The organism is Pantoea phosphatilytica, assembly GCF_051025615.1.
Lineage (GTDB): Bacteria > Pseudomonadota > Gammaproteobacteria > Enterobacterales > Enterobacteriaceae > Pantoea.
On sequence record NZ_JBPFDF010000001.1, the window covers coordinates 1,705,246 to 1,730,291 of the forward strand.

Consider the following 25,046-nt stretch of genomic DNA (forward strand, 5'->3'; position numbering starts at 1 on the left):
GCTTATGAGCCAGGAAACCCCCGATCCGCTGATTCTGGTGGTCGAAGATGAGCCGAAACTGGCGCAGCTGATGATCGATTATCTGCTCGCCTCAAATTACCGTACCCATCACATTGCCGACGGCAGTGCGGTGCTGGAGTATGTCCGCCAGACGCCACCCGATCTGATGCTGCTGGATTTAATGCTGCCCGGCACAGACGGCCTGACGCTGTGCCGCGAAATCCGCCGCCATTCCGACCTGCCGATTATTATGGTGACGGCGCGCACCGAAGAGATCGACCGGCTGCTGGGGCTGGAGCTGGGCGCGGATGACTACATCTGCAAACCCTTCAGTCCGCGTGAGGTGGTGGCGCGGGTGAAAACCATTCTGCGTCGGGTCAGACGTTCAGCGGAGGAGCCGCAGAGTGCCTCGCTGCTGCGGGTCGATGAAAGCCGCTTCTCCGCCAGCTGGCGCGAGAAACCACTTGATCTCACCCCTGCGGAGTTCCGCCTGCTGAAAACGCTGTCGCTGGAGCCGGGCAAGGTCTTTTCACGCGAACAGCTGCTTAACCATCTCTATGATGACTATCGCGTGGTGACGGATCGCACAATCGACAGCCACATCAAGAATCTGCGCCGCAAGCTGGAGCTGCTCGACAGCGAGCAACCCTTTATCCGCGCCGTTTACGGCATGGGGTATCGCTGGGAGGCCGACGCCTGTCATTTGATCTAGTTTGATCCTGATCAATTTACTTCCCTTTTCTCACTGCCTACAATTCCGCACCTTTTGCAGGGCTTAAGGCCCTGCACCTGCCGCCTGCGGCGGCATGCTGACCTGACATCAGTGAGAAAAACATGAAACCTGAGCTTCTTTCCCCCGCCGGCACGCTGAAAAACATGCGTTACGCCTTTGCCTACGGTGCCGATGCCGTCTATGCCGGCCAGCCGCGCTACAGCCTGCGGGTGCGCAACAACGAATTTACCCACGAGAATCTTGCGCTGGGCATCAGCGAGGCCCACGCGCTGGGCAAAAAATTCTATGTGGTCGTCAACATTGCGCCGCACAACGCCAAGCTGAAAACCTTTATCCGCGACCTGACGCCGGTGGTGGCCATGCAGCCCGACGCGCTGATCATGTCCGATCCCGGCCTGATTATGCTGGTGCGGGAGGCCTTTCCGTCGATGCCGATTCACCTGTCGGTGCAGGCCAACGCAGTCAACTGGGCGACGGTAAAATTCTGGCAGCAGAGGGGGCTGAGCCGGGTGATCCTGTCGCGTGAGCTGTCGCTGGAGGAGATCGCCGAGATCCGCCAGCAGGTACCGGAGATGGAGCTGGAAGTCTTTGTTCACGGTGCGCTCTGCATGGCCTATTCCGGTCGCTGTCTGCTGTCGGGCTACATGAACAAACGCGACCCGAATCAGGGCACCTGCACCAACGCCTGCCGCTGGGAGTACAAAGTGGCCGAAGGTCAGCAGGATGAGGTGGGCAATATTGTGGGTATCCATGAGCCCATCGCGGTACAGGATGTGACCCCTACGCTGGGCGTAGGCCAGCCGACTGATAAGGTGTTTCTGCTGGAAGAGAAGATGAAACCGGGCGAGGTGATGAGCGCATTCGAAGATGAGCACGGCACCTACATTATGAATTCGCGCGATCTGCGTGCGGTCGCCCATGTGGAGCGGCTCAGCGGGATGGGCGTGCATTCGCTGAAAATTGAGGGCCGCACCAAGTCCTACTACTACTGCGCCCGGACCGCACAGGTCTATCGCCGGGCGATTGATGATGCTGCCGACGGTAAACCTTTTGATCCTTCGCTGCTGCAGACCCTGGAAGGTCTGGCCCATCGCGGTTATACCGAAGGCTTTCTGCGCCGCCACACCCATGACAGCTATCAGAACTATCAGCAGGGCTTTTCGGTTTCAGATCGCCAGCAGTTTGTCGGTGAATTTACCGGTGAGCGCCGGGGTACGTGGGCGGAAGTGGCGGTGAAGAACAAGTTTATGCTGCATGACAGCACAGAGATCATGACACCGGCAGGGAATCTGCAGTGTCGGATCGATGCGCTGCAGAATGCGCGCGGTGAGCCCACGGAGATTGCGCCGGGCGATGGTCATCGCGTCTGGCTGCAGGTCCCTGAAGAGGTGGATCTGCAGTTTGCCCTGCTGCTGCGTAACTTCGATCACGGCGAGGATACCCGCGATCCGCACAACCGTTTACCAACGGAAACAATTTGTTGAAATCAGAACAGGATCACAGACCCTTGCCAGCCACTGCTTTATAGTCCCGCCTGCTGCTAACGAGTAACAATAAACGGCAGAATTATCAGGAACCACCTCATTTACCCGCCCGGCTCCCCCGTGCGGGTTTTCTTTTTTCTCTCTTTCTCCAATAATTTGCTGCTGGCAGCTATGTTATAAACTCCTCTCTTACTCTGTAGATCCTCAAGGAACGCAAAATGGATAATAAACCGCTTACGCTGCTCATCCTGAACGGAAAAGGCGCGGGTAATGAAGATCTGCGCGACGCGATTACTGCCCTGCGTGAACAAGGTTTCAACATTGCGGTGCGTGTCACGTTTGAAAAAGGGGACGGCGACCGTTACGTCAAAGAGGCGATTGCGCTGAGGGCGGAAACCGTAGTGGCAGGCGGTGGCGATGGCACCATCAATGAAATCGCGACGGCGCTGGCCGCGTCTGATGCGGAATATCGTCCGGCTCTGGGCATTCTGCCGCTGGGCACCGCCAATGACTTTGCCACCAGCGTCGGCATTCCCGAAGAGATGGAACCCGCTCTGCGGCTGGCGATCCAGGGTAAGGCGCATGCTATCGATCTGGCCCGGGTTAACCAGAGCCACTACTTCATTAATATGGCGACCGGTGGATTTGGCACCCGTATCACGACTGAGACACCGGAAAAGCTCAAGTCCGCGCTGGGCGGCGTCTCCTACTTTATTCACGGCCTGATGCGCATGGATACGCTCAAACCCGACACCTGTGAAATCAGCGGTCCCGATTTCGCCTGGCAGGGCGATGCGCTGGTGATCGGCATCGGTAATGGTCGCCAGGCGGGCGGCGGTCAGCGGTTATGCCCTTCTGCCCTGATCAACGATGGCCGGCTGGATGTGAGTATCGTGACCGCTCAGGAGCTGCTGCCCACGCTGCTACACTCCCTGACCGGCGACGATGACAATCCGGGTATCGTCACCACGCAGCTCGAATCTCTGACCATCCGCTCTCCACATGAGATGACCTTTAACCTGGACGGTGAGCCGCTTTCCGGCCGCGAATTTGTTATTGAGGTTATGGCTGGGGCGCTGAGCTGCCGCCTGCCGCCGCAGTGCGCCCTGCTTTCCTGATTATCGTTAACGGGGGTGATAGCCCCCGTCTGCTATCTGCTTACGCCCTGTTGTCAACCCGTCCCCTGCCACGCCGCCGCCTTTCTGCCCTGTGATTTCCCCTGCACTGCACTCTGTGATTCCCTTCACAACTCTGCCAGCCTTACTTGTATGGTAGTATTAATGCGCGTATTTTTTCGTCATTAAACACTGACGGAAGGTACCCGGAATGAAAATTGTTAAGGCGGAAGTCTTTGTCACCTGTGCAGGCAGGAACTTTGTCACGCTGAAGATCACCACGGATCAGGGCCTGACCGGCGTGGGTGACGCCACACTCAACGGCCGCGAGCTGCCGGTCGCCTCCTACCTGAAAGATCATGTCTGTCCGCAACTGATCGGCCGCGATGCCCATCAGATCGAGGATATCTGGCAATACTTCTATAAGGGCGCTTACTGGCGTCGCGGTCCCGTAACGATGTCCGCGATCTCTGCCGTCGATATGGCGCTGTGGGATATCAAAGGCAAAGCCGCAAATATGCCGGTTTACCAGCTGCTGGGCGGCGCTTCCCGTACCGGGGTGATGGTCTATTGCCACACCACCGGCCACTCTATCGATGAAGTCATGGATGATTACGCCAGGCACAAAGAGCTGGGTTTTAAAGCGATTCGCGCGCAGTGCGGCGTGCCGGGAATGAAAACCACCTATGGCATGGCGAAAGGCAAAGGGCTGGCGTATGAACCGGCGACCAAAGGCAACTGGCCGGAAGAGCAGCTCTGGTCAACCGAGAAGTATCTCGACTTCACCCCAAAACTGTTCGCCGCCATCCGCGATAAATTTGGTTTCGATGAGCATCTGCTGCATGACATGCACCATCGCCTGACGCCGATTGAGGCGGCCCGCTTTGGCAAGAGCGTGGAGGACTATCGCCTGTTCTGGATGGAGGATCCAACGCCTGCGGAAAATCAGGCCTGCTTCCGCCTCATCCGTCAGCACACCGTGACCCCGATTGCGGTGGGCGAAGTGTTCAACAGCATCTGGGATTGCAAGCAGCTGATTGAAGAGCAGCTGATCGACTACATCCGCACCACCATTACACACGCAGGCGGCATTACCGGCATGCGGCGTATCGCTGATTTTGCCTCGCTTTATCAGGTACGCACCGGCTCGCACGGTCCTTCCGATCTCTCGCCGATCTGCATGGCGGCGGCGCTGCACTTTGACCTCTGGGTGCCGAATTTCGGCGTGCAGGAGTATATGGGCTTCTCTGAACAGATGATGGCGCTGTTTGATGCGAGCTGGCGCTTTGACCAGGGCTACATGCATCCTGGCGACAAGCCCGGCCTCGGCATCGACTTTAACGAAAAACTGGCGGCGAAATATCCCTATGAGCCTGCTTATCTGCCGGTCGCCCGTCTTGAAGATGGCACCCTCTGGAACTGGTAAGGAGAAACGGATGAAAAGCGTAGTGATTGAACAGCCGGGAAAACTGGCGATCGCGGAGCGCCCCCTGCCTCAACCGGTGTCGGGCGAAGTGCGGGTAAAAGTGACCTGTGCCAGCATCTGCGGCTCGGATATCCATATCTGGCACGGCCACAACCCATTCGCCAGCTATCCCCGGGTCATCGGCCATGAGTTTTTTGGTGTGATCGATGCGGTGGGCGACGGGGTTGACGCGGCCCGTCTGGGTCAGCGCGTTGCGGTCGATCCGGTCATCAGCTGCGGGAGCTGCTATCCCTGCTCTGTCGGGCGACCCAATGTCTGCACCACGCTGCAGGTGATCGGCGTGCACCGCGATGGCGGCTTCAGCGACTATGCGCTGGCGCCCGCCCGCAATGCCTGGCCGCTGCCGGAGACGATCCCCGATCGGCTCGCCAGCCTGATTGAGCCATTCACTATCGCCGCCAACATCACGGCGTTTCTTCAGCCGCGTCCCGACGATATCGCCCTGATCTACGGTGCCGGTCCGATGGGACTTACCGCCGTGCAGGTGCTGAAAGGGGTCTATGGCGTGAAGAGCGTGATGGTGGCAGATCGGCTGCCGGAACGGCTGGCACTGGCCGCGCAGAGCGGTGCGGACCAGTGCTTCGATAACGGTGACATCCCGCTGGCGGAGCAGCTCAGCGGTGTGCAGCCGACGCTGATTATTGACGCCGCCTGCCATCCCGCCATTCTGGCTGAAGCGGCGGCGCTCGCCTCACCGGCCGGTCGCATCGGCCTGCTGGGCTTCTCTGGCGAACCCTGCAGCATTACGCAGCAGAGCCTGACCAGTAAAGAGCTGTCGCTGTTTACCTCGCGCCTTAACAGTAACCGCTTCCCACAGGTCATTGGCTGGATGGAACAGGGGTTACTCCAGCCCGAAAAACTGGTGACACACGCCTTTCCGCTCAGGGAGGTGGAACGCGCAATGACCCTGTTTGAAAAAGATCCGCGCACCTGCTGCAAAGTGATCCTGCAAATGGATTAACAGCCGCTGTGCCGAGGCGGTGCCGGTACATTTTCGCGGGCACCCTTAAAACGATAAAACAGACCCCGGAGTTTGTATGTTCAAGAACCTGCGCTGGACCCTCGTTTTACTGCTGTTCCTGGTTTACATGATTAACTATCTGGACCGCGTTGCCCTGTCGCTGACGGTGCCGCTGGTTGAAAAAGATCTGGTGATTAATGCTGAGCAGTTCGGCATCATTTTCGGCAGCTTCTTCTTTGGCTACGCCCTGTTTAATTTTGTCGGCGGTCTGGCCACCGATCGCTTCGGCCCCAAAATCGTGCTGGCCGTGGCGGTGGGGGCCTGGTCCATTTTCTGCGGCATGACTGCCCTCGCGACCGGCTTCTGGTCGCTGCTGATTCTGCGCGTGCTCTTCGGCATGGCGGAGGGGCCGATCTGCTCGTCGGCTAACAAAGCGATCAACGGCTGGTTTCCCAGGAAACAGGCCGCGACGGCTATGGGGCTGCTGAGTGCCGGTTCACCGCTGGGAGGAGCTGTCGCTGGCCCGATCATAGGCTATCTGGCGCTGGCCTTCGGCTGGCGACCGGCCTTCGTCATTGTCTGCTGCATCGGTCTGGTCTGGATGGCATTCTGGCTCTTTTTTGCTGCGGATAATCCGGAGAAAAGTAAACGGGTAACGGAGGAGGAACGTCAGCTGATCGCGCGCCTGAAGAGCGCGAACCCGAATGATGAGGTCGATCTCTCAGAGACACCGCATCCCTTTGGCTACTACCTGCGCCAGCCGATTATCCTGGTCACCGCCTTCGCCTTCTTTTGCTACAACTATATCCTGTTCTTCTTCCTGAGCTGGTTCCCGGCCTACCTGGTGCAGGCGCACGGGCTGGATATTAAATCGATGAGTATCACGACGATGATTCCGTGGATCGTGGGCTTCGTCGGCCTGGCGCTGGGCGGCTGGATCTCCGATAAGATTTTCAACCTTACCGGCAAACTGTTGTTGTCGCGCAAAATTGTGCTGGTGGTCTCACTGCTGGCAGCCGCAATTTGTGTGGCACTGGCGGGTACGATAAAAGAGGTGGTTCCCGCCGTAATGATGATGTCGGTGTCGATCTTCTTTCTCTATATCACCGGCGCGATCTACTGGGCCATTATTCAGGATGTGGTCCACAAGAGCCGCATCGGCAGCATCAGCGGTTTTATCCATCTGACAGGGAGTCTCTCCGGCATCATCGGGCCTGTTGTCACGGGCTTTATTGTTCAGCACACCGGTAAATTTGACAGCGCCTTCGTACTGGCCGGGTGTGTTGCTGCGCTGGGTGCTTTCCTGGTGCTGTTTGTCATTCGCAGTCCGAAGATCCGCGATAAACCGGTTTCGGTCTGAAGTTATTTCTGACAGAACCTTTATTTGGGGCGCTTTTCGCCCCCTTTGCCATAAGGACGGATTATGTTACAGATCGACCGCCTGCCCCCGGCGATCAGGCGCCCCGCTTACGATCGCAGTCAGTTAAAAACCCGCATGGTGCACATCGGTTTCGGTGCCTTTCATCGCGCCCATCAGGCCCTGTGCAGCGATAAACTGGCTGACCAAGGCAGCGAGTGGGGATACTGCGAAGTGAATCTCAACAGCGGCGCACTGATTCAGGCTCTGCGCGAGCAGCATCTCCTCTATACCCTGACGGAGATGGCCGATGACGCATTGCACACCCGGGTAATTGGCGTTATTACCCAGGCGCTGCACGGTAAAAGTGATGGAATTGAGGCGGTGATCGAGGCGATGTCTCAGCCCGATGTCGCGATTGTTTCGATGACCGTGACCGAGAAAGGCTACTGCCACCAGCCGGCCAGTGGTCACTTAAACCCGGATCACCCCGATATTGTGCATGACCTGCAGAACCCGGACGCACCGCGCTCACTGCCGGGACTGATTCTGGCCGCGATTCGCCGCCGCCGGGATCGGGATCTGCCGCCCTTCAGCGTGATGTCCTGTGACAACATGCCGGAGAATGGCCATGTCACCCGCAACGTTATTGTGCAGCTGGCCCGGCTTCAGGATCCAACGCTGGCCGATTATATTCAGCAGCAGATCACCTTCCCGTCCACCATGGTGGATCGCATCGTTCCGGCCATGACCGATGCCGCGTTTAGCGCACTCAGCGCGCGCCTGGGTTCCTGCGATCCGGTCGCCGTGGAAGCAGAGCCGTTTTTTCAGTGGGTCATTGAAGATAACTTCGTCAGTGGTCGTCCGGCCTGGGAGAAAGCGGGCGCAGAGCTGGTCAGCGATGTCCTGCCTTATGAAGAGATGAAACTGCGCATGCTGAATGGCAGCCACTCTTTTCTGGCCTATCTCGGCTTCCTGGCGGGCTATGAGCACATCAGCGACTGCATGGCCGATCCCCACTTTCGTGCCGCCGCCCGTTCACTGATGGTGGATGAGCAGGCCCCTACCCTGCGCACCCAGGGTGTGGACCTTAACGCCTATGCCGATTCGCTGATTGCCCGTTATGAGAATCGCGCGATCAAACACCGCACCGGACAAATCGCCACCGACGGCAGCCAGAAGCTGCCTCAGCGTCTTCTCGACAGCCTGCGCTGGCATCTGCAGCGCGGTAACGACTGCGACCTGCTGCTGCTGGGAGTGGCGGGCTGGATGCGCTACGTCGGCGGCGTGGACGAACAGGGCCAGCCGATTGAGATCCGCGATCCGATGAAGAAACAGCTGGCGGAATGTGTGGCCGCCAGCGAAGAGGGCGAGGCGCGCGTGCGCGCACTCCTTTCCCTGCGCGAGGTGTTTGGCGAGGATCTGCTGCAGAATGCTGATGTAGTCGCGCGGCTGACCGACTGGTATCAGCAACTCTCTGAACAGGGCGCGCGCGCGACGGTGCATCACTGCCTCGATCGCCGCCAGCAGCGGGTTAACAAAGGGCTGGCGCAGATGCAGCGTGCTGATTAGACTGACACTTTCCCATCGCGCTGGTCCCGGCCAGCCGTAATATGGATATTGCTGCATGTCGATCGCCTATACCATTACAACCAGCGAACCGGTGAATCAGCAGATTTACCGCTATCTGCGCAAAGATATTGTCACCTGCGCAATTGAGCCGGGTTCGCTGCTCTCAGAAAAAGAGGTTTCCGCGCGCTTTAACGTCTCGCGCCAGCCGGTGCGGGAAGCATTTATTAAGCTGGCCGAAGCGGGACTGGTACAGGTATTGCCGCAACGTGGCACCTTCGTGCGGAAAATTTCTGCCAAACGGGTCGCGGATGGCCGCTTTATCCGTGAAGCGGTGGAAATCTCGGTCGTGCGTCGTGCAGCGCAGGAGATTACGGCAGCATCGCTGATGGCACTGGAGCATAATCTGCAGCTGCAGCGCATGGCCGCATCACGTCACGACAGCCAGGCTTTTCTCAGCCTCGACGATGAGTTTCATCGCCTGATCGCGGAAAGCATTGACTGCAGGCTCGCCTGGGAAACGGTGGAGAACATCAAAGCCACCATGGACCGGGTTCGGTTTCTGACGCTGAGTGAAGTCTCGCCGCCGGAAAAGCTGATTGAGCAGCATGAAGAGATCTTTGCCGCGCTGACGTCTCACGATGCGGATGCGGCCGAAACGGCCATGCGTCTGCACCTGCAGGAGATGATCTTCTCTATCACCCCGATTGCCGAGCGCAACAGCGCCTGGTTTGAAACCCCCTGAGCCAGGCCCTCACCGTCCGCCAGGACGATGAGGGTCTGCATCACTACCACCATTGATGAAAATGGTGAACCGGCCCGATGCCCTTCCCGACCTCCAGTGAATCCGCCTGCAACAGCGCCTGCTGCAGCCAGTTTTTCGCCTCTGCGAGCGTTTCCGCCCAGTCAGCATGGCGCGGACGCAGGGCCGCTAAGGCCGCCGACAGCGTACAACCCGTGCCGTGCGTATGGCGGGTGTTGACGCGCGGCGTGCTGAATCGCTGCTCTGCGTCGGGCGCGATCAGCCAGTCCGGGCTTTCGCCCGCGGCCAGGTGACCGCCCTTCATCAGCACAGCCTGACAGCCCAGCGCCAGCAGTGCCCGCCCCTGCCTGCGCATCTCCGCCTCGTCGGTGGCGATGGCACACTCCAGTAAGGCTGCCGCTTCCGGCAGATTAGGGGTAATCAGCGAGACCTGCGGCAATAACAGCTCACGGACACTGGCTACGGCAGCCGGTGAAAGCAGCGCATCCCCGCTTTTCGCCACCATCACCGTATCCAGCACCACAAAGGGGATGCTCGCCTGCCTGAGCCGGGCGGCCACCTGCTCCACAATAGCCGTTTCCGACAACATGCCAATTTTCGCACTATCAATGCGGACATCACTCAGCACCGAATCGAGCTGAGCGGTCACAAAGTCCGGATCAATACGGCAGACCGACTGAACCCCGCAGGTGTTCTGTGCCACCAGCGCGGTGATCACACTGGTGCCATAGGCACCCAGCGCGGAGAACGTCTTCAGATCGGCCTGAATCCCGGCGCCGCCGCTGGGATCGGTCCCGGCAATCGTCAGGGCATTAATGCGCTTCATGATGCGCCTCCAGCGTCCAGAGTGCATCGACAAACGCCGTGGCAAAACTGCCCGGCGCGGCGGCCTGAGATGCTGCCCTTTCTCCCGCTGACGACATCACCTGACAGGCGGCGGCCACATTTAACAGCCGATCGCCGGGCAGGCTGCTGAACCCTGCCACGACCGCAGAGAGCGCACAGCCGGTTCCCACCACCCGCGTCATCAGGGGCGAGCCGCCGCGAAGCGCAAAGATCCGCGTGCCATCGGTGGCGTAGTCCACTTCACCGCTGACAATGACCAGCGTGCGCCAGCGAATGGCGAGCTGACGGGCGGCATCGAGCGCCGCATCCGCCTGGTGCAGCGTATCCACGCCGCGTCCGCCACTGGCCTGCTTTGCCAGCGCCAGAATCTCTGAAGCGTTGCCGCGGATCACAGCCGGTTCCTGGCTCAATAACTGCTGGCAGAAGTCACTGCGCAGCGTCAGAGCACCGACGGCGACCGGGTCGAGCGTCCAGGGGGTGCCTGCCTCTCGGGCGGCGCTGACGGCGGCCTGCATCGCCTGCTGGCGCTCGCGGGTCAGAGTGCCGACATTGATGAGGAGCGCATCGGCAAAGCGGCTGAACTCAGCGGCTTCGTCAGCATCGATGACCATCGCCGGCGAGGCGTTCAGTGCAAGCAGCACGTTGGCGGTGAAGTTCTGTACCACCTCATTGGTCATACAGTGGACCAGCGGTGAGTGACGGCGAAAAGCGTGCAGACAGGGCGCGAAGTGCGCGGCAGAAAGGTGTTGAGATGGCTGTGACATCATAGCTCCCAACCGGCGAACAAGAAGGCGAATGCGGTCAGGCATCAGACTTCCCTACGCTGGCATTATCCAGATCAGGTAATACGGGTATTTCTCAGCCTTCACAAAGAAGGGCACCCCGAGTCGTTTAACTAAATTCAGTCAGTCAGGATAGTAATGTCAGCAGGCGGTCCTGTAAACGCATACCGCACGATTACGGCATCACTCCCGGACTCCGTTGGCGTCCTCACTCACCGGCAGAAACCGCGCGGGCAGTCTGCGCTGCCCCGCTTCTGCCACATCCGGATTCGCGAAGAAACCCGTAACACTTTACCAGGCGATCCCGTTTATTTCGCGCAGCTTTCACCTGTCGCGTTCCAGATTACCTATACAGGTTAACTGTCTGATCAATCTGGGCATTTATCTTTTTCACACACTACACGCGTTGCCGCACTGGACTTTTTTCACGCAACGCAGAAAAAGAGTGCGCCAGCTTACAGGACAAACACAAAACGGTTAAAGAAAGCACCGACCTGTGCTATTCACAGTGCAGGATAAACCTGCCAGGGAGGCTGACGGAATGGAGAAGACCTTTCATATCGCGCTCTTATTTAATGCGAATAAGGCGTATGACCGCCAGATAATCGAGGGCGTGGGTAAATACCTGCAGCGTTCCCGTACCCTGTGGGATGTTTACATCGCAGACGATTTCCGCAGTAACATTGACAGCATCAATGGCTGGAACGTGGATGGTGTAATTGCTGACTGCGATGTGCTGGCGGTTGAACAGGAACTCAATAAGCTGACCATGCCTGTTGTCGGTATTGGTGGCTCCTACTCCTCCGGAAAGGCTTTTCCGAATCTGCACTATGTGGCTACTGATAACTACAGCCTGGTCGCGACCGCGCTGGAGCATCTGATTAACAAGGGTATGGAACATTTTGCCCTGTACAGCTTCCCTGTATGTCCGGATAAACGCTGGGCAACCGAACGTGAGAACGCATTTGCTGCGATCCTGCAGCAAAAGGACCGGACCGGTTTAATTTATCGCGGCCATGATATCACTATCGATAACTGGCAGACGGCGCAGAACCAGTTGGCTGACTGGGTAACGTCTCTGCCAGAGGGCACCGGCATCGTCGCGGTGACAGATTCCCGCGCCAGACATTTACTGCAGATCTGTGAAAATATAGGGATCCCGGTGCCGGAAAAGTTAGCCATTATTGGCATCGACAATGAAGAGTTAACGCAACATCTGTCGAGCATCAGTCTCTCCTCCGTGGTTCATGGCGCAATAAAAATGGGTTCCTGCGCGGCTGAAATTCTTCATAAACTCTTAAAGGGAGAGTCATTGCCGTTGCAGCGCGTGGTGGTTCCCCCGCTGAAACTGGTGGAACGCCGTTCGAGCAATTATCGTTCTATTGTCGATCCCTATGTTATCCGGGCAATGAACTTTATCCGCGATAATGCCTGTAAGGGTATCAAGGCTGAACAGGTCATCAGTTTTACCGGTATTTCACGAACCAGTCTGGAAATCCGTTTTAAAGCGCATCTGGGTGCGACCATTCACACCGTCATTCATAATGAAAAAATCGAACATGCCCGCAACTTACTCATCACCACAGATCTCCCGATGAAAGAGATCTCACTGATTGCGGGTTATCCCTCTGTTCAGTATTTCTATCTGGTCTTCAGAAAAACCTATAATCTGACCCCTAAAGCCTACCGCAGCCGTTATCAGGAGCAGAATCGTGCCAGTTAACTGGCTGAATCTATCCGTCAGCGAAACCGTATTTTCTGGCGGGAAGGCACGTTTAAAATCTACGCCGGCCCGCCAGAGAGAATGCTTCAGAACAGATATTTCAGGCCGATACGCATCCGGTACTCTTTATCGCCGTTTCCTGCCCGGCCCAGATCGGAAATATCACCAAAAGGTTTCCAGTGTGAGTCATACTGGTAGCTGAGATAGAGCGTATGCTGCCACATCTCTTTTTTGTTATTTCCGAAGTGAAAATCGTTCTGCTTCTGCAGATAGACCGGGTTATAGTTAACAAATAACTTATCCGTGACCTGCCAGTTCAGCCATAGATCATATTCGTGCGAGCTGTTTCGTTGCAGACTGTCATCCAGGCAGGGTGTTTTATAGTTGTAGTGATAGTAGCGATACCCGGCCATCACGCCGAACTGAGGGCTGAGTTGATAATTAAACTTCAGGTAGGGATCGATGTGGCTGCCCTTGTGCCCCCAGCTGAAGACCATGTCGGGAATAAACGAAAACCGGTCTGTCAGCGGAATCGCGTAGGTGACCTCTACCTCTGAGTAGTTGTTCTTAAATTCAGTGTAATTACTGCCGTTGTTGATCGTGTTCTGATATGAGAAAGAAACACTGTCATTAATCACGGTTGAAATCTGCAGTCGGGTCTGGAACATTTTACTGCCGGTGGTATAGGCTTCACGAATATCCACGCCTGTGGATGAGAAATCTAACGCAAAGGCAGAAAGTGGCATAGCAGAAATTATTACTGCACTGGCTAACGCCTGTTTTTTCATCATCGCTTTCATCGTCTTTTCCCTTTATGGTAGTAATCCTTTTTATGGTTATAGAATAACCGAAAGCGCATGAGTATAATTTTATCATTTTTTACTGGCTAATTATTAAATATAGCAACTGTGACTGTGTGCAAAATATAAAAAACAAGAGAGCCATTACGTTAAAGGTTTAATTAAAAAAACCGCTCCGGAGAGCGGTGAATAGAAAACAGAGGCAGGATAGATCTGGCTGGAATAATCAGGTTGTGGATGGTGAGCGATAACTGATGGTGGCATGACTCTCCATTGACCAGTGCTCATCCAGAATGCGCAGCGGCCCTGCCAGCGTAATCGTCTGCTGAAGCACAATATTATCTGAGGCTTCACCAATCATTAAAATAAAGTCTCCCGGCTCTACCCTGCGCCTGCCCTGATTATCCGTAAAGTTAAGCATATCTGCCGGAAGCGTGAAGCTGATGTCCGCCGACTGCGTCGGGGCCAGCCGAATACGCTGAAACGCTTTTAACTCTTTAACCGGGCGCACCAGTGAAGCCTGTATATCGCGGACATAGACCTGAATGACGGTGTCGGCCTCCCGCTCTCCGCTATTTTCCACCGTCACGGTAAAGGTCACCGCCTCATCCATAGTGAAAATCATCTTTGGTAAAGTGAGGGCCGAAAGTCTGAATAACGAGTAGCTCAGGCCGTAACCAAAGGCGTAGCGCGGTGGAAAATGAAAGGCGACCGGGGTGCCGCTGCTCTTCATTTTATGATTATAAAAATAGGGCATCGCCCCCACGTTTCCCGGCACTGAAACGACCAGTCTGCCACCGGGACTCTGCCTGCCCGTCAGAATGTCTGCAATGGCGCAGGCCCCCTCCTGCCCGGCCTGCCACGCCATCAGAAATCCCGCCAGCCGATCTTCAAGCCCCTGCAGGCTGTAGGGGCGGCCGCTGGTCATAACCACGATAGTCGGAACGCCCGTCTCCACCACCGCCTCTAGCAATTTCTGCTGTACGCCAGGCAGGTTCAGGGTATCGCTGTCCGATCCCTCGCCGACCGTGCCACTCTGGAACAGCCCGGCCAGATCGCCCACAAAGCAGATCGCCAGCGTCGACTCTTGCGCAGCCTGAACCGCGTCGGCGATCAGCGATTCATCGCGCGACACCGGTGAGACGGCCAGCGGCCTGCCGACATCCCCCGGAAACACCGGGGTTCCTGCGGCACGCTCCGTCAGAATATGGCACCCTTTCCGATACGTGATCCGGCACTCTGGCAGCGCCTGCTGCAGAGCAGTTAATGGCGTGGTGACCTGGCTGGTATTCGCCTCGGTATCATTCAGAATCAGGTGCACGGGAAAACTGTATCCCGATAACAGCGCCAGTGGGTCATCCGCCGTCGGGCCGATGACCGCGACCGACTCCAGTGCTGACGCCCGCAGCGGTAAGGTGCCGTCATTCTCCAGCAGGATCATGGATTCCAGTGCCACCTGCCGGGCAACCTGACGCGCCCGCACCGACTGAAAATCGGGCCGGGCATCCGGGATAAAGGGATTGTCGAAAAGTCCCGTTCTGAATTTCTCCGTCAGGATTCTGGCGACGATCTGATCGATTTTCTCCTCCGCGATCAGCCCCCGTGCCAGCGCCTCTGTCAGGGCCGCCGCGCAGTCATCTTTCGGCAACTCCACATCGAGGCCGGCGTTAAAGGCACTGGCAGCTGATTCGGCGCGATCGGCAGTGACGCCATGATGCTGATGCAGCAGGCTGACGCCGCCATAATCGGCTACGATCAGCCCGTCGAATCCCCAGCGGTTGCGTAATATTTCGGTCAGCAGGAAGGCATCGTTATGGCAGGGCTGATTATCGATATCATGGTAAGCGGGCATCACCGATCCCGCATTCGCCAGCTTAACCGCCATCTCAAAAGGCAGCAGAAAGATATCATTAAGTTCTTTGAACCCCAGATGAACCGGTGCGTGGTTACGTGCCCCCTCGCTGAACGAGTGCGCCGCATAGTGTTTCAGCGTCGCCAGCAGATCACGTTGCTCTCCCTGCAGCCCCCTCACATATTCTGTCGCCATAATCCCGACCAGATAGGGATCTTCGCCAAACGTCTCTTCTGTACGGCCCCAGCGCAAATCGCGCGACACATCAAGAACCGGCGCCAGCGCCTGACGACAGCCAATGCTGCGTGCCTCTCTGCCAATACAGTCCGCCATCGCCTTTATCAGCCCGGGATGCCAGGTGGAGGCCATATTCAGCGATGACGGAAACAGGGTCGCCCCCATACACATCAATCCTGTCAGACACTCCTCATGAAACATCGCCGGAATACCGAAACGGCCTGCTGCCATAATGCGTTTTTGCAGCGCATTAAACAGAGCAATCCCGGTTTCAGCATTCAGCATCCCGGAACCAAAGGGCCGCGTAATCTGCCCCACCCCCAGCGCCATCTTCTGTTCAAACGATGCCTGCGCGTCCCGGTGGCTGAACTGGTCACTGGCATCCTGCCGTTCGGTGACCGCTCCCTCATCTGAAACCATCAGCCAGTAACCATGCATCTGCGCGATTTTCTCGTCCAGTGTCATCTGGCTGAGCAGATAGCGGGCACGCGCCTCCGCAGGCAATGAGGGATCCTGATAATGACGATCCATGAATAACCTCTGTGTGATTGAAACTTACCGATCCGACGTAGCTGGCTCTGCGCTGTTTGCGTCTTTCCTTTCGGACGGATCAGGGCTGGAGTGAGGATGCGCGCGGCTTTCACCCTGCCAGATATTTTCATATTTAATTCCGGTCAGGCTTTCAATTACAGCGCGTGTCCCGACAGGGCTGTTGGTGAGGTCGCCTTCTGTCTCTTTCAGGCGCGCCACTTCCTCAAGCAGGATCTGATGCGTGCGGCGATCTAACGCAAAGCGGGTAGAGACGAGAAACGCGAGAAGCAGTAACCCCAGCGTGCCCAGGCAGACAATACCCACAACCGTCTCTGTCGCTAAGGTTGTCTGCGTCGCAGCCCCTGAGACAAAGCCGTTCATTTCGAGAAGTGCGCCCACAATCAATGCGGATGCCCCCAGGGTGCTTTTTCTCGCAAAGGTCATCATGCCGGCAAAAATGCCTTCACGACGTCTTCGCGTGATCACTTCATCCACGTCGGGAATAAACGGATAGATATTCCAGGTCAGGTAGACATAGCCACCCTTAAATAACTGGTAGATAAAGGCGATGCCATAGAGCGCCGGAATCATCCAGGCAGGCTGATAAAAATAGAAAGCGGTAAATGCCAGCATGCATAGCATCACCATCAGATAACAGAGCTGCAGTAATCTGGCGGGTTTATAGCGGATAAAAGCCCAGGCAAAAAGCGCCGTTCCCCAGCCGAAGCAGAAGATCCCTACTGACATCAGGTTCGCAGCCAGGGTCGCATCCTGATGAAGGGCAAAGATGATGAAAAAAGCAAAGACGGAACTCAGCAGATCCAGTGCGGTAAAGGAGAGAAGATACATCAGCAGAAGCTGTCTGAAGGCTTTGACCTTCAGGCTTGTGAGCATCTCTCTGATAACCGATGAAACGACTTTCCTTCCGGATCTGCACGGTTCCGGACGCCGTGCGTCAGCCGCGTCGTCGCGCTCCCAGGTTGTCAGATAGGTAATTATCACCGCAATCATCGTGAGCACCGTAAAGATGACACCATTAATCAGGAACGCCTGCGCAGATTTATTGCCTGATAATTTAAACAGCTGCCCCGGAATAAAGGTAGCCAGTGAGGCGGCCAGTCCGGCAAAAATAATCCTTGAAGCTGAGAGCCGGGTTCGCTCTTTATAGTCGCTGGTCATCTCCGAGGCGATCGCTTCATAGGGAATAATGATCATGGCCGCAACCACTTCCATTAACAGATAGGTGGCGAGGTAATAAAAATAGTGCATCCCCTCCACCCACATCAGACTGAAGATAATCAGCAGCGGGCAGCAGAGTAATAAAAAAGATCGGCGACGGCCAAATCGCCGTCCGATACGGGTATTGCCGATATTATCCGTCAAATAGCCAACCAGCGGACTGATAATCGTATCCAGGATTCGGGCAATAAAGAGGATTGAACCGGCTTGCATCGGGCTTAAGCCGCAATAGGTGACATAGAAAAACATCAGCCAGGCACCCATTACGGCAAAAGCGCCACTGCCGAGTATATCGGTGACACCATAACCCATATAATTTTTTAAGGTTATCTTACGAGGTTCTTTCATAATCAGCTCCATGCAGTAGGGTGGGCACGATTGCCCACCGTCCTCAAACGTTATTTATATATTTTCCGTCCCTTGTTATCGTCAATTCCCGACTTGCGGTAAAAATAGGTATTAATTCTGTCACGCCATTCGCTGGCATTCTTTTTCTGTTTCTGAAGACGCTCAGCGACGTGCTCATGAATATCAGAGGGCATTAAACCCGCCAGCGTTTGCCAGCGATGAATAAACTCGTCTACGGCCTCAACGCCAGAAAAATGGGTGTCGTAAATATGCTGAATGACGCTGTTACCATTTTTCAGACGGTGGTCGTAACGCAGAAAATGGAAAAAGAGGATTAATTCATCAGGGCAACGCTGCAGATCGTTATAAAGCTGGCAATTTTCTGGCGCATATAACGAGACATAGCCCGTGCCGCTTTCGAGCGTGCGATCCACGCCCAGGCCATTGCGATCGGCATAGTGATACGTTCCCCATACGTCATATTCATAGCCGTCAATGTTTGGTCCGTAATGATGATGGGGATTGACCATCCAGCCCACGCCCAGCGGCGCGGTGTAATCTTCGTAGATCTGACCGCTGGACAGCAGCATCTCACTGACCGTGCGGGTCACCTCTGCATCTGTCCCGAAGGTTAACTGGCTCCACTCCCTGGCGAGCCCCTCAGCTTCGATAGCTGGATCCCAGAGAAGCCGGCCATAGCCATAGAGATTGGCCTGCGCCAGCAGATGTCCGGTCCAGAAGCGGTCGTCGCCGGTATTAGCGACCGCAGTTACACCGGCATGTGGCATTCCGTTTGCCCGCCCGCAGACCAGATCTTCGATGGTGGAGGGGCCGGATGAGAGTCGGGTATCAAACGCCAGAATCGTTTTCCACTGCGGCACCAGCCAGAACAGGTCGATCTGCTGCCCGGTATACTCCTGGGTGATTTGCAGTTCGAGCACCTGATTGGTGGCAGGCATTGCCCCCAGCAGCGGCGAAACCGGTTCACGCACCTGAAAATCCATCGGGCCGTTTTTGATCTGCAGAATCACGTTTTCACGGAACTGACCATCCAGCGGCGCGAAATGTTCACAGGCGGCGCGCGCCCGGTCGGTCTGACGATCGCGCCAGTCCTGCTGGCAGTTGTAGACAAAGCAGCGCCAGAAAACCAGTCCGCCGTGGGGAGCCAGCGCCTCGCCGAGCATGTTGGCCCCGTCCGCATGGGTTCGGTGATAGGTAAAGGGGCCGGGACGATGCTCTGAGTCCGCTTTCACCACCACGCCACCGAAATCGGGAATGTCGCGATAAAGCGCATCAAAACAGTGACGCCACCAGGCTTTGACCTGCGCATCGAGTGGATCGGCTGTCGTTAAATCCCCCAGCTCTATCGGACTGGCGTAATTCACGGATAAAAAGAGCTGAATCCCCCATCCGCGAAAGAGGTCACACAACTCAATCAGCGCCTGCCGGTATTCCTGCGTAATCAGCCGTGTCTCTACCTGATGAACGTTGACGTTATTGATGGTCAGCGCATTGATGCCCGCGCTGGCCAGCAGGCGCGCATAGCGGCCTGTTTTCTCATGATCGCCCGTGAATCTGTTATCAGCAAAGAACAGTGACCGGCCAGCATAGCCGCGCTCGATGGTGCCATCCATGTTATCCCAGTGATTCAGCATCCGGATAGTGATGGCGGGAGAGTCGGAGATGTACGTGCCGCAGGAAAAATCGTTCAGCCGGAGACGTTTTAACAGCTCAAACCAGCCATAGAGTAATCCGGTCATCTCACTGGCCGAGACTTCAATAACCTGTTCATCGTGACGCAGAGTAAAACTTCCGGCCCTGCGCCCATCGCCGTCTAAGCTGAAAATGAATCTTTTACCCTTTTCTGCCATCGTCGGTGAAAAAGAGAGAAACTCTTTTTTCAGATTGTCGAGCACAGGTGACGCTATATCCGGGAAAAGGATAGCGTTAATATATAGCGCGTTGTCGTTGAATAACGATCTGATATTCTCCCGTTCGACTAACCAGCAGAAAGAGTCATTTTCTTTTACCTGTTCCATTAATTTTTACCTCAGACTTTCCATGTCTGATTTATGCAGCACCGCCTCTGTTTGCCGCAATTACTTTTTTTAAAACTCCCGTTCCGTTTCTTAGCAACTGTGAATCAGATCACCTGAATAAAGAGATATTATGGCGGTAATGTCACCCGGGCACGCAAACAGAGACTCAAGGTTGCGAGTAATAAAACGGAAAGCGTGACAGGTCATGATCGGTCGCCTTTGCACGCCTCCTGCTGCAATTCAGCATGGCGTCAGGCTGAGAAAACCGGGTTGCATCGCCTCTTTACTATGATCCTGATCAACACCGCGTGGTGCAAAAAGAGGCCTAATGCTGCGGGCCAGTGAAATACCTCTTTAGAGGTATCACCCGTAAAGTCATTTTCAGAACGCCTTTTTGTTGCAGTGGCCGCGATGGCTGTCGGTAAATATCGGGCTTCACATTAAGTTTTACGCACCCGGCCAGGTTATTTCAGAAACTGAACTTCATACTATTCAGGACGTATGATGCGATTTTCAGCGATTATTCCACACTGTCATCGATGGCAGAATATTATTATCGAGCGGCGCGGTGCTATCGCTCCCAATGGCAGATATTATCTCTCCACCTCTCTTTCCGCCTGGTGTTCAGGCTGCGGTGAAACTATCCATCGTATCTATTATCGTGATATCAGCGATCGCCAGGCGCGACGCTGGCTGGGATGAAATGGGTCAGACAGAACAACATCACGTCGCTGGCGGTCAGGTTTCGCTGTCAATGCTGCCGGGGCGTCCGGCGGCGCGCGCTTTTCAATTGATATGCTTATTACCCCGGAAGATGACAACGCCTGACTCTGCGTAATGATACAAACGGGTCAGTCTGCGCTTTTTGCGCAGAGACGCCTGCAAGCGCTTAACAGTGCGCGTCGCACACCGGCAAAGCGATACAAAGAGGCCGTCATACAGCGTGACGCTTACGGGCAAAAAAAAAGCCTCCCGGTCGCGATGACGGGAGGCTTTCAGTCTGCGGCAGATTACTCTGCCGACTGGGTCCGAATCAGATAGTCAAACGCACTCAGCGAGGCTTTTGCACCTTCACCGCTGGCGATAATAATCTGCTTGTACGGTACGGTGGTGCAGTCACCTGCCGCGAATACGCCTTTCAGGCTGGTTTCGCATTTAGCATCGATGATGATCTCACCCATCTTATTGCGCTCAACCGCCCCTTCCAGCCACGGGGTATTCGGCAGCAGACCAATCTGGACGAAGATACCGGAGAGCGCCAGCTCACGGGTTGTCTGCGTGGTGCGGTCAATGTAGTTCAGACCGGTAACTTTGCTGCCGTCACCTTTGACTTCGGTGGTCTGTGCATTCAGGATCACATCGACGTTTTTCAGGCTGCGCAGTTTATCCTGCAGCACTTTGTCGGCGCGCATCTCACCGGCAAACTCCAGCAGCGTAACGTGTTCGACGATGCCCGCCAGGTCGATAGCCGCTTCCACACCGGAGTTACCGCCACCGATAACTGCCGTGCGCTTGCCTTTGAACAGCGGGCCATCGCAGTGCGGGCAGTAAGTCACGCCTTTGGTGCGGTACTCTTCTTCGCCCGGCACGCCCATGTTACGCCAGCGTGCGCCTGTCGCCAGGATGATGCTGCGCGATTTCAGCACGGCACCTGATGCCGTTTCGATGGCGTGCATGCCGCCCTCTTTCACGGCCGGGATCAGCTTAATCGCGCTCTGGCTCTCAATCACATCGACGTTGTAATCATCAACGTGAGCGCGCAGTGAACCCGCCAGTTTTGCCCCTTCAGTTTTCGGCACGGAGATATAGTTTTCGATATCGACCGTGTCCAGCACCTGGCCGCCGAAGCGTTCGCCCAGCAGGCCGGTACGGATCCCTTTACGTGCCGAGTAGATAGCAGCAGCAGCGCCCGCCGGGCCGCTGCCGACAATCAGCACGTCATAAGCGTCACGCTTGTTCAGTTCGTCGGCCGCACGTTTGTCAGCATTGGTATCGACTTTGCTGACGATCTCCGCCAGGCTCATACGGCCCTGGCCAAACTCTTTGCCGTTGAGGAAAACAGCTGGCACGCCCATAACGTTTCGTTCCTGAATCTCGTTCTGGAACAGGCCACCGTCGATCGCGGTGTGGCTGATGCGCGGGTTAATCACCGCCATCAGGTTCAGCGCCTGAACGACGTCAGGGCAGTTATGGCATGAGAGCGAATAGTAGGTTTCGAAGTGGAAGTCACTGTCCAGCGCTGCGATCTGATCCAGCAGGCTCTGTGCTTCTTTCGACGGATGCCCACCGGTCTGTAACAGGGCCAGCACCAGTGAGGTAAATTCGTGACCCAGTGGCGAACCGGCAAAACGCGGGCCACTGTTCGAACCTGGGTTCGTGATCAGGAAAGAGGGCTTGCGCACCTGACGATCGTTCTCTTCGCGGAAGCTGACTTTGTCAGACAGTTCAGCGATATCAACCAACAGTTCACGGATCTCGGTTGATTTTGCGCCCTCATCCAGGGTGGCAATCAACTCAACAGGTTTTGTTAATTTCTCAAGGTAAGCCCTGAGCTGTGTTTTCAGATTAGTGTCGAGCATAGTGATATCCTGGTCAAAAAATCGGGTGCCGCAGCACCCGATTGGAGAATGGTCGAAAGGCCGAAGCGGAATTAGATTTTACCAACCAGGTCCAGAGATGGCGCCAGGGTAGCATCACCTTCTTTCCATTTTGCCGGGCATACTTCACCTGGGTGTGAAGCCACGTACTGAGCCGCTTTCACTTTACGCAGCAGGTCAGAGGCGTCACGGCCAATGCCTTCAGCGGTGATTTCGATAGCCTGGATAACGCCTTCCGGGTCAACGATGAACGTACCACGGTCAGCCAGACCTTCGTCTTCACGCATGATTTCGAAGTTACGGGTCAGCGCGCCAGTCGGGTCACCGATCATCGCATATTTAATTTTTGCGATGGTGTCAGAAGAACCGTGCCAGGCTTTGTGGGTAAAGTGGGTATCAGTCGAAACGGAGTAGATATCTACGCCCAGTTTCTGGAACTCTTCGTAGTGATCAGCCACGTCGCCCAGTTCGGTCGGGCAGACGAAGGTGAAGTCAGCTGGATAGAAGAAGAACACACTCCATTTACCTTCAACGTCTTTCTCGGTTACGTCGATGAATTCGCCGTTTTTAAATGCTGCGTTTTTGAACGGCTTGATTTTGGTATTGATAATAGACATCTGGTGGCCTCCGTTAAAATATGTGATGCAGGTTACATAATTTCCGGGCCAACATCTAATATGCAGACGTTATCAATCTGATTAACGAAAGCTATCAAACGCTGAAAGCCTCATGCTCTCTGGCCCGGCAGGCAGTGTACAGCGATTTCCCTGACATGAAACCCGCTTTATCCTCTGCAACCCTTTCCGCGAATCGCTGCTAATTTTGTAAGACCCGATGATAAAGGAGCTGACTTGTGGAGATTCGTCCGTTTACTGAAGCCGATCGTCCCTTTTTGCGTACGCTTTTCCTGGCGGCACGCCGGCATAACTGGCACTGGCTGGACGGCAGCGAGTGGCAACTGGAAGATTTCGATGAGGTAATCCTGGGGGAAACCGTGCTGGTCGCCGAAACGGACGGGCGGCGTACCGGCTTTGCCGGCCTGCTGGAGAACGATAATTTTCTGCACAGCCTCTATGTGGATCCTGACTGGCAGGGGCGCGGCATCGGCAGCGCCCTGCTCAGGGCGGCCGAGGCGCATTTTACCTCCACCGGCGCGCTGAAGTGCCTGCTGAAGAACACCGCAGCGCAGGCTTTCTACCTGAAACATGGCTGGAAGAAGATTTCGCAGGGGGAAGGCGAGCACGGCGGCTATGTCTTAATGCACTATCCGCTGGCCTCGCACTCTGCCAGCGGGTCGGGTCGGACTTAGAGCGCGCGGAACGCGATATCGCCCGGGATGACCTCGCCCTGCCAGTAGAGCTGTGCGGCGACCCGTCCGGCCAGCTGGCGATAGAGCGTGGTGAACTCGCTTTCCGGTCGGCGGATGACCGTCGGCTGCCCCTCATCGAGATCTTCACGCAGATCGATGTGCAGCGGTAGTTGTGCCAGAAGCTGCGTCTGATAATCCCTGACCAGTTTTTCGGCGCCGCCGGTGCCGAAAATCGGCTCGTGGAAACCACACTGGCTGCAGATATGCATGCTCATGTTTTCCACCACCCCCAGCACCGGCACGTTGACCTTTTCAAACATCACCAGCCCTTTGCGGGCATCGATCAGCGCGATGTCCTGCGGCGTCGTCACCACCAGCGCGCCCGTAACCGGCACATTCTGCGCCAGCGTCAGCTGAATGTCGCCGGTGCCCGGCGGCATATCCAGGACCAGATAATCCAGCTCCGGCCACAGGGTTTCGTTCAGCAGCTGCATCAGGGCTTTGCTGGCCATCGGCCCACGCCACACCATCGCGTTGTCATCCGTGACCAGATAGCCGATCGAGTTGGTCGCCAGTCCATGCGCCATAATCGGGGCCATATGGGTGCCATCCGGCGAGGTAGGCCGCTGGTCCTGAGTGCCGAGCATGTCCGGCACCGACGGGCCATAGATATCGGCGTCGAGAATACCGACCCGCGCCCCTTCTGCGGCCAGGGCCAGCGCCATGTTGACGGCGGTGCTGGATTTGCCGACGCCGCCTTTGCCGGAGCTGACCGCGATGATGTTTTTGACGCCGTTCACGCCAGGCTGATTTTTTACCCGCTTCAGGGTGGCAATTTCATGGCTGAGCCGCCAGTCGATGGCGCGTGCGCCCGTCTGACGCAGCAGCTCGGCGCTGACCTGCTCTTTCAGCGCGTCAAAGCCGCTGGCCCAGGCAAACGGCATCAGCAGTTCCACATGCAGCGTTCCGTCGAGCTGCGTCACATGATGCAGCGCCTTCAGGGCGGTGAGATTCTGTTTAAGGGTCGGATGCTCAAAGCTTCTTAATACGCCCGCGACAATGGCGCGCAGCCCTTCTGGCGTATGCGTTTCCCGGGATTGTGCTGTCATCCCCTGCTCCTTATTTCTGCTCTGCTTACGCTGTGTCTCAGCGAGGTAATCTCAATGATATCAGATGCACGTCGGTTCGCGGCGACTGGCGGGGGTGAATCCCTTGTGTTTACGCCGGAGAAGCCTTCAGTTACCATCTAAGCCCGTTTTTTCAATCAACAGAAAG

The 25,046-nt window shown here is 56.1% G+C and carries 20 protein-coding genes and 1 riboswitch; of the genes, 11 read left to right on the forward strand and 9 right to left on the reverse strand.

Features of this window, described 5'->3' with window-relative positions:
* Positions 1-4: 4 nt before the first annotated feature.
* The 8 genes from baeR (at position 5) to ACR6AS_RS08355 (ending at position 9,450) form a co-directional block, all read left to right on the forward strand.
* Entirely contained in the window at positions 5-712 is a 708-nt protein-coding gene (gene baeR / locus ACR6AS_RS08320; RefSeq protein WP_111139179.1) for an envelope stress response regulator BaeR, read from the forward strand.
* A 122-nt stretch (positions 713-834) separates the two neighbouring features.
* Positions 835-2,217: a prephenate-dependent tRNA uridine(34) hydroxylase TrhP gene (gene trhP / locus ACR6AS_RS08325; protein ID WP_434161732.1), complete on the forward strand. Its 1,383-nt coding sequence runs from the start codon at positions 835-837 to the stop codon at positions 2,215-2,217.
* Between the two features lie 218 nt (positions 2,218-2,435).
* On the forward strand, positions 2,436-3,335 hold the full coding sequence (gene yegS, locus ACR6AS_RS08330) for a lipid kinase YegS (RefSeq protein WP_111139176.1): 900 nt from the start codon (positions 2,436-2,438) through the stop codon (positions 3,333-3,335).
* A gap of 208 nt (positions 3,336-3,543) precedes the next feature.
* Entirely contained in the window at positions 3,544-4,758 is a 1,215-nt protein-coding gene (gene manD / locus ACR6AS_RS08335; protein ID WP_111139175.1) for a D-mannonate dehydratase ManD, read from the forward strand.
* Between the two features lie 10 nt (positions 4,759-4,768).
* Positions 4,769-5,779: a Zn-dependent oxidoreductase gene (locus tag ACR6AS_RS08340; RefSeq protein WP_293771826.1), complete on the forward strand. Its 1,011-nt coding sequence runs from the start codon at positions 4,769-4,771 to the stop codon at positions 5,777-5,779.
* Positions 5,780-5,855: 76 nt separating this feature from the next.
* Entirely contained in the window at positions 5,856-7,139 is a 1,284-nt protein-coding gene (locus ACR6AS_RS08345; protein WP_111139173.1) for an MFS transporter, read from the forward strand.
* Positions 7,140-7,202: 63 nt separating this feature from the next.
* Positions 7,203-8,708 (forward strand): mannitol dehydrogenase family protein, encoded by a 1,506-nt coding sequence (locus ACR6AS_RS08350; RefSeq protein WP_434161735.1) that lies wholly within the window; start codon positions 7,203-7,205, stop codon positions 8,706-8,708.
* Between the two features lie 55 nt (positions 8,709-8,763).
* Positions 8,764-9,450, forward strand: coding sequence for a GntR family transcriptional regulator (locus ACR6AS_RS08355; protein ID WP_418803121.1), 687 nt, complete (start codon positions 8,764-8,766; stop codon positions 9,448-9,450).
* Positions 9,451-9,493: 43 nt separating this feature from the next.
* On the opposite strand, the gene thiD is transcribed toward ACR6AS_RS08355, so the two are convergent.
* Both thiD and thiM read right to left on the reverse strand, forming a co-directional pair.
* Positions 9,494-10,294 (reverse strand): bifunctional hydroxymethylpyrimidine kinase/phosphomethylpyrimidine kinase, encoded by an 801-nt coding sequence (gene thiD / locus ACR6AS_RS08360; protein WP_111139170.1) that lies wholly within the window; start codon positions 10,292-10,294, stop codon positions 9,494-9,496.
* Positions 10,281-11,078, reverse strand: coding sequence for a hydroxyethylthiazole kinase (thiM, locus tag ACR6AS_RS08365; RefSeq protein ID WP_367396346.1), 798 nt, complete (start codon positions 11,076-11,078; stop codon positions 10,281-10,283). Before thiM ends, thiD begins: the two co-directional genes overlap by 14 nt.
* 34 nt (positions 11,079-11,112) lie before the next feature.
* Positions 11,113-11,209: riboswitch (TPP riboswitch) on the reverse strand.
* A gap of 428 nt (positions 11,210-11,637) precedes the next feature.
* Between thiM and ACR6AS_RS08370 the strand changes: the two genes are divergently transcribed.
* Positions 11,638-12,819 carry an AraC family transcriptional regulator gene (locus ACR6AS_RS08370; protein WP_418803122.1) on the forward strand — a complete coding sequence of 394 codons (1,182 nt, stop codon included), beginning with the start codon at positions 11,638-11,640 and terminating at the stop codon, positions 12,817-12,819.
* Between the two features lie 86 nt (positions 12,820-12,905).
* On the opposite strand, the gene ACR6AS_RS08375 is transcribed toward ACR6AS_RS08370, so the two are convergent.
* The 4 genes from ACR6AS_RS08375 to ACR6AS_RS08390 all read right to left on the reverse strand — a co-directional run bounded on the left by ACR6AS_RS08375 (position 12,906) and on the right by ACR6AS_RS08390 (position 19,865).
* On the reverse strand, positions 12,906-13,619 hold the full coding sequence (locus tag ACR6AS_RS08375; RefSeq protein WP_111142197.1) for an oligogalacturonate-specific porin KdgM family protein: 714 nt from the start codon (positions 13,617-13,619) through the stop codon (positions 12,906-12,908).
* Positions 13,620-13,845: 226 nt separating this feature from the next.
* Positions 13,846-16,239, reverse strand: coding sequence for a glycoside hydrolase family 3 N-terminal domain-containing protein (locus ACR6AS_RS08380; RefSeq protein WP_434161738.1), 2,394 nt, complete (start codon positions 16,237-16,239; stop codon positions 13,846-13,848).
* A 24-nt stretch (positions 16,240-16,263) separates the two neighbouring features.
* Complete coding sequence (locus ACR6AS_RS08385; protein ID WP_434161740.1) at positions 16,264-17,826, reverse strand: MFS transporter; 1,563 nt, start codon at positions 17,824-17,826, stop codon at positions 16,264-16,266.
* Between the two features lie 50 nt (positions 17,827-17,876).
* Positions 17,877-19,865: an alpha-glucuronidase gene (locus ACR6AS_RS08390; RefSeq protein WP_418797543.1), complete on the reverse strand. Its 1,989-nt coding sequence runs from the start codon at positions 19,863-19,865 to the stop codon at positions 17,877-17,879.
* Positions 19,866-20,369: 504 nt separating this feature from the next.
* Here ACR6AS_RS08390 and ACR6AS_RS08395 point away from each other — a divergent pair.
* Positions 20,370-20,567 carry a hypothetical protein gene (locus ACR6AS_RS08395; protein WP_111138778.1) on the forward strand — a complete coding sequence of 66 codons (198 nt, stop codon included), beginning with the start codon at positions 20,370-20,372 and terminating at the stop codon, positions 20,565-20,567.
* Positions 20,568-20,875: 308 nt separating this feature from the next.
* Here the strand turns inward: ACR6AS_RS08395 and ahpF are convergent, their stop codons facing one another.
* Together ahpF and ahpC are read right to left on the reverse strand one after the other, a co-directional pair.
* Entirely contained in the window at positions 20,876-22,444 is a 1,569-nt protein-coding gene (gene ahpF / locus ACR6AS_RS08400; RefSeq protein WP_111138777.1) for an alkyl hydroperoxide reductase subunit F, read from the reverse strand.
* Between the two features lie 71 nt (positions 22,445-22,515).
* Positions 22,516-23,079: an alkyl hydroperoxide reductase subunit C gene (ahpC, locus tag ACR6AS_RS08405; RefSeq protein WP_111138776.1), complete on the reverse strand. Its 564-nt coding sequence runs from the start codon at positions 23,077-23,079 to the stop codon at positions 22,516-22,518.
* Positions 23,080-23,315: 236 nt separating this feature from the next.
* Here ahpC and ACR6AS_RS08410 point away from each other — a divergent pair, with 236 nt between their 5' ends.
* Positions 23,316-23,771, forward strand: coding sequence for a GNAT family N-acetyltransferase (locus ACR6AS_RS08410; protein WP_111138775.1), 456 nt, complete (start codon positions 23,316-23,318; stop codon positions 23,769-23,771).
* Here the strand turns inward: ACR6AS_RS08410 and apbC are convergent.
* A complete protein-coding gene (gene apbC, locus ACR6AS_RS08415) occupies positions 23,768-24,880 on the reverse strand; it encodes an iron-sulfur cluster carrier protein ApbC (protein ID WP_418803126.1) in 1,113 nt (370 codons plus the stop codon). The genes ACR6AS_RS08410 and apbC overlap by 4 nt on opposite strands.
* Positions 24,881-25,046 lie beyond the last annotated feature (166 nt).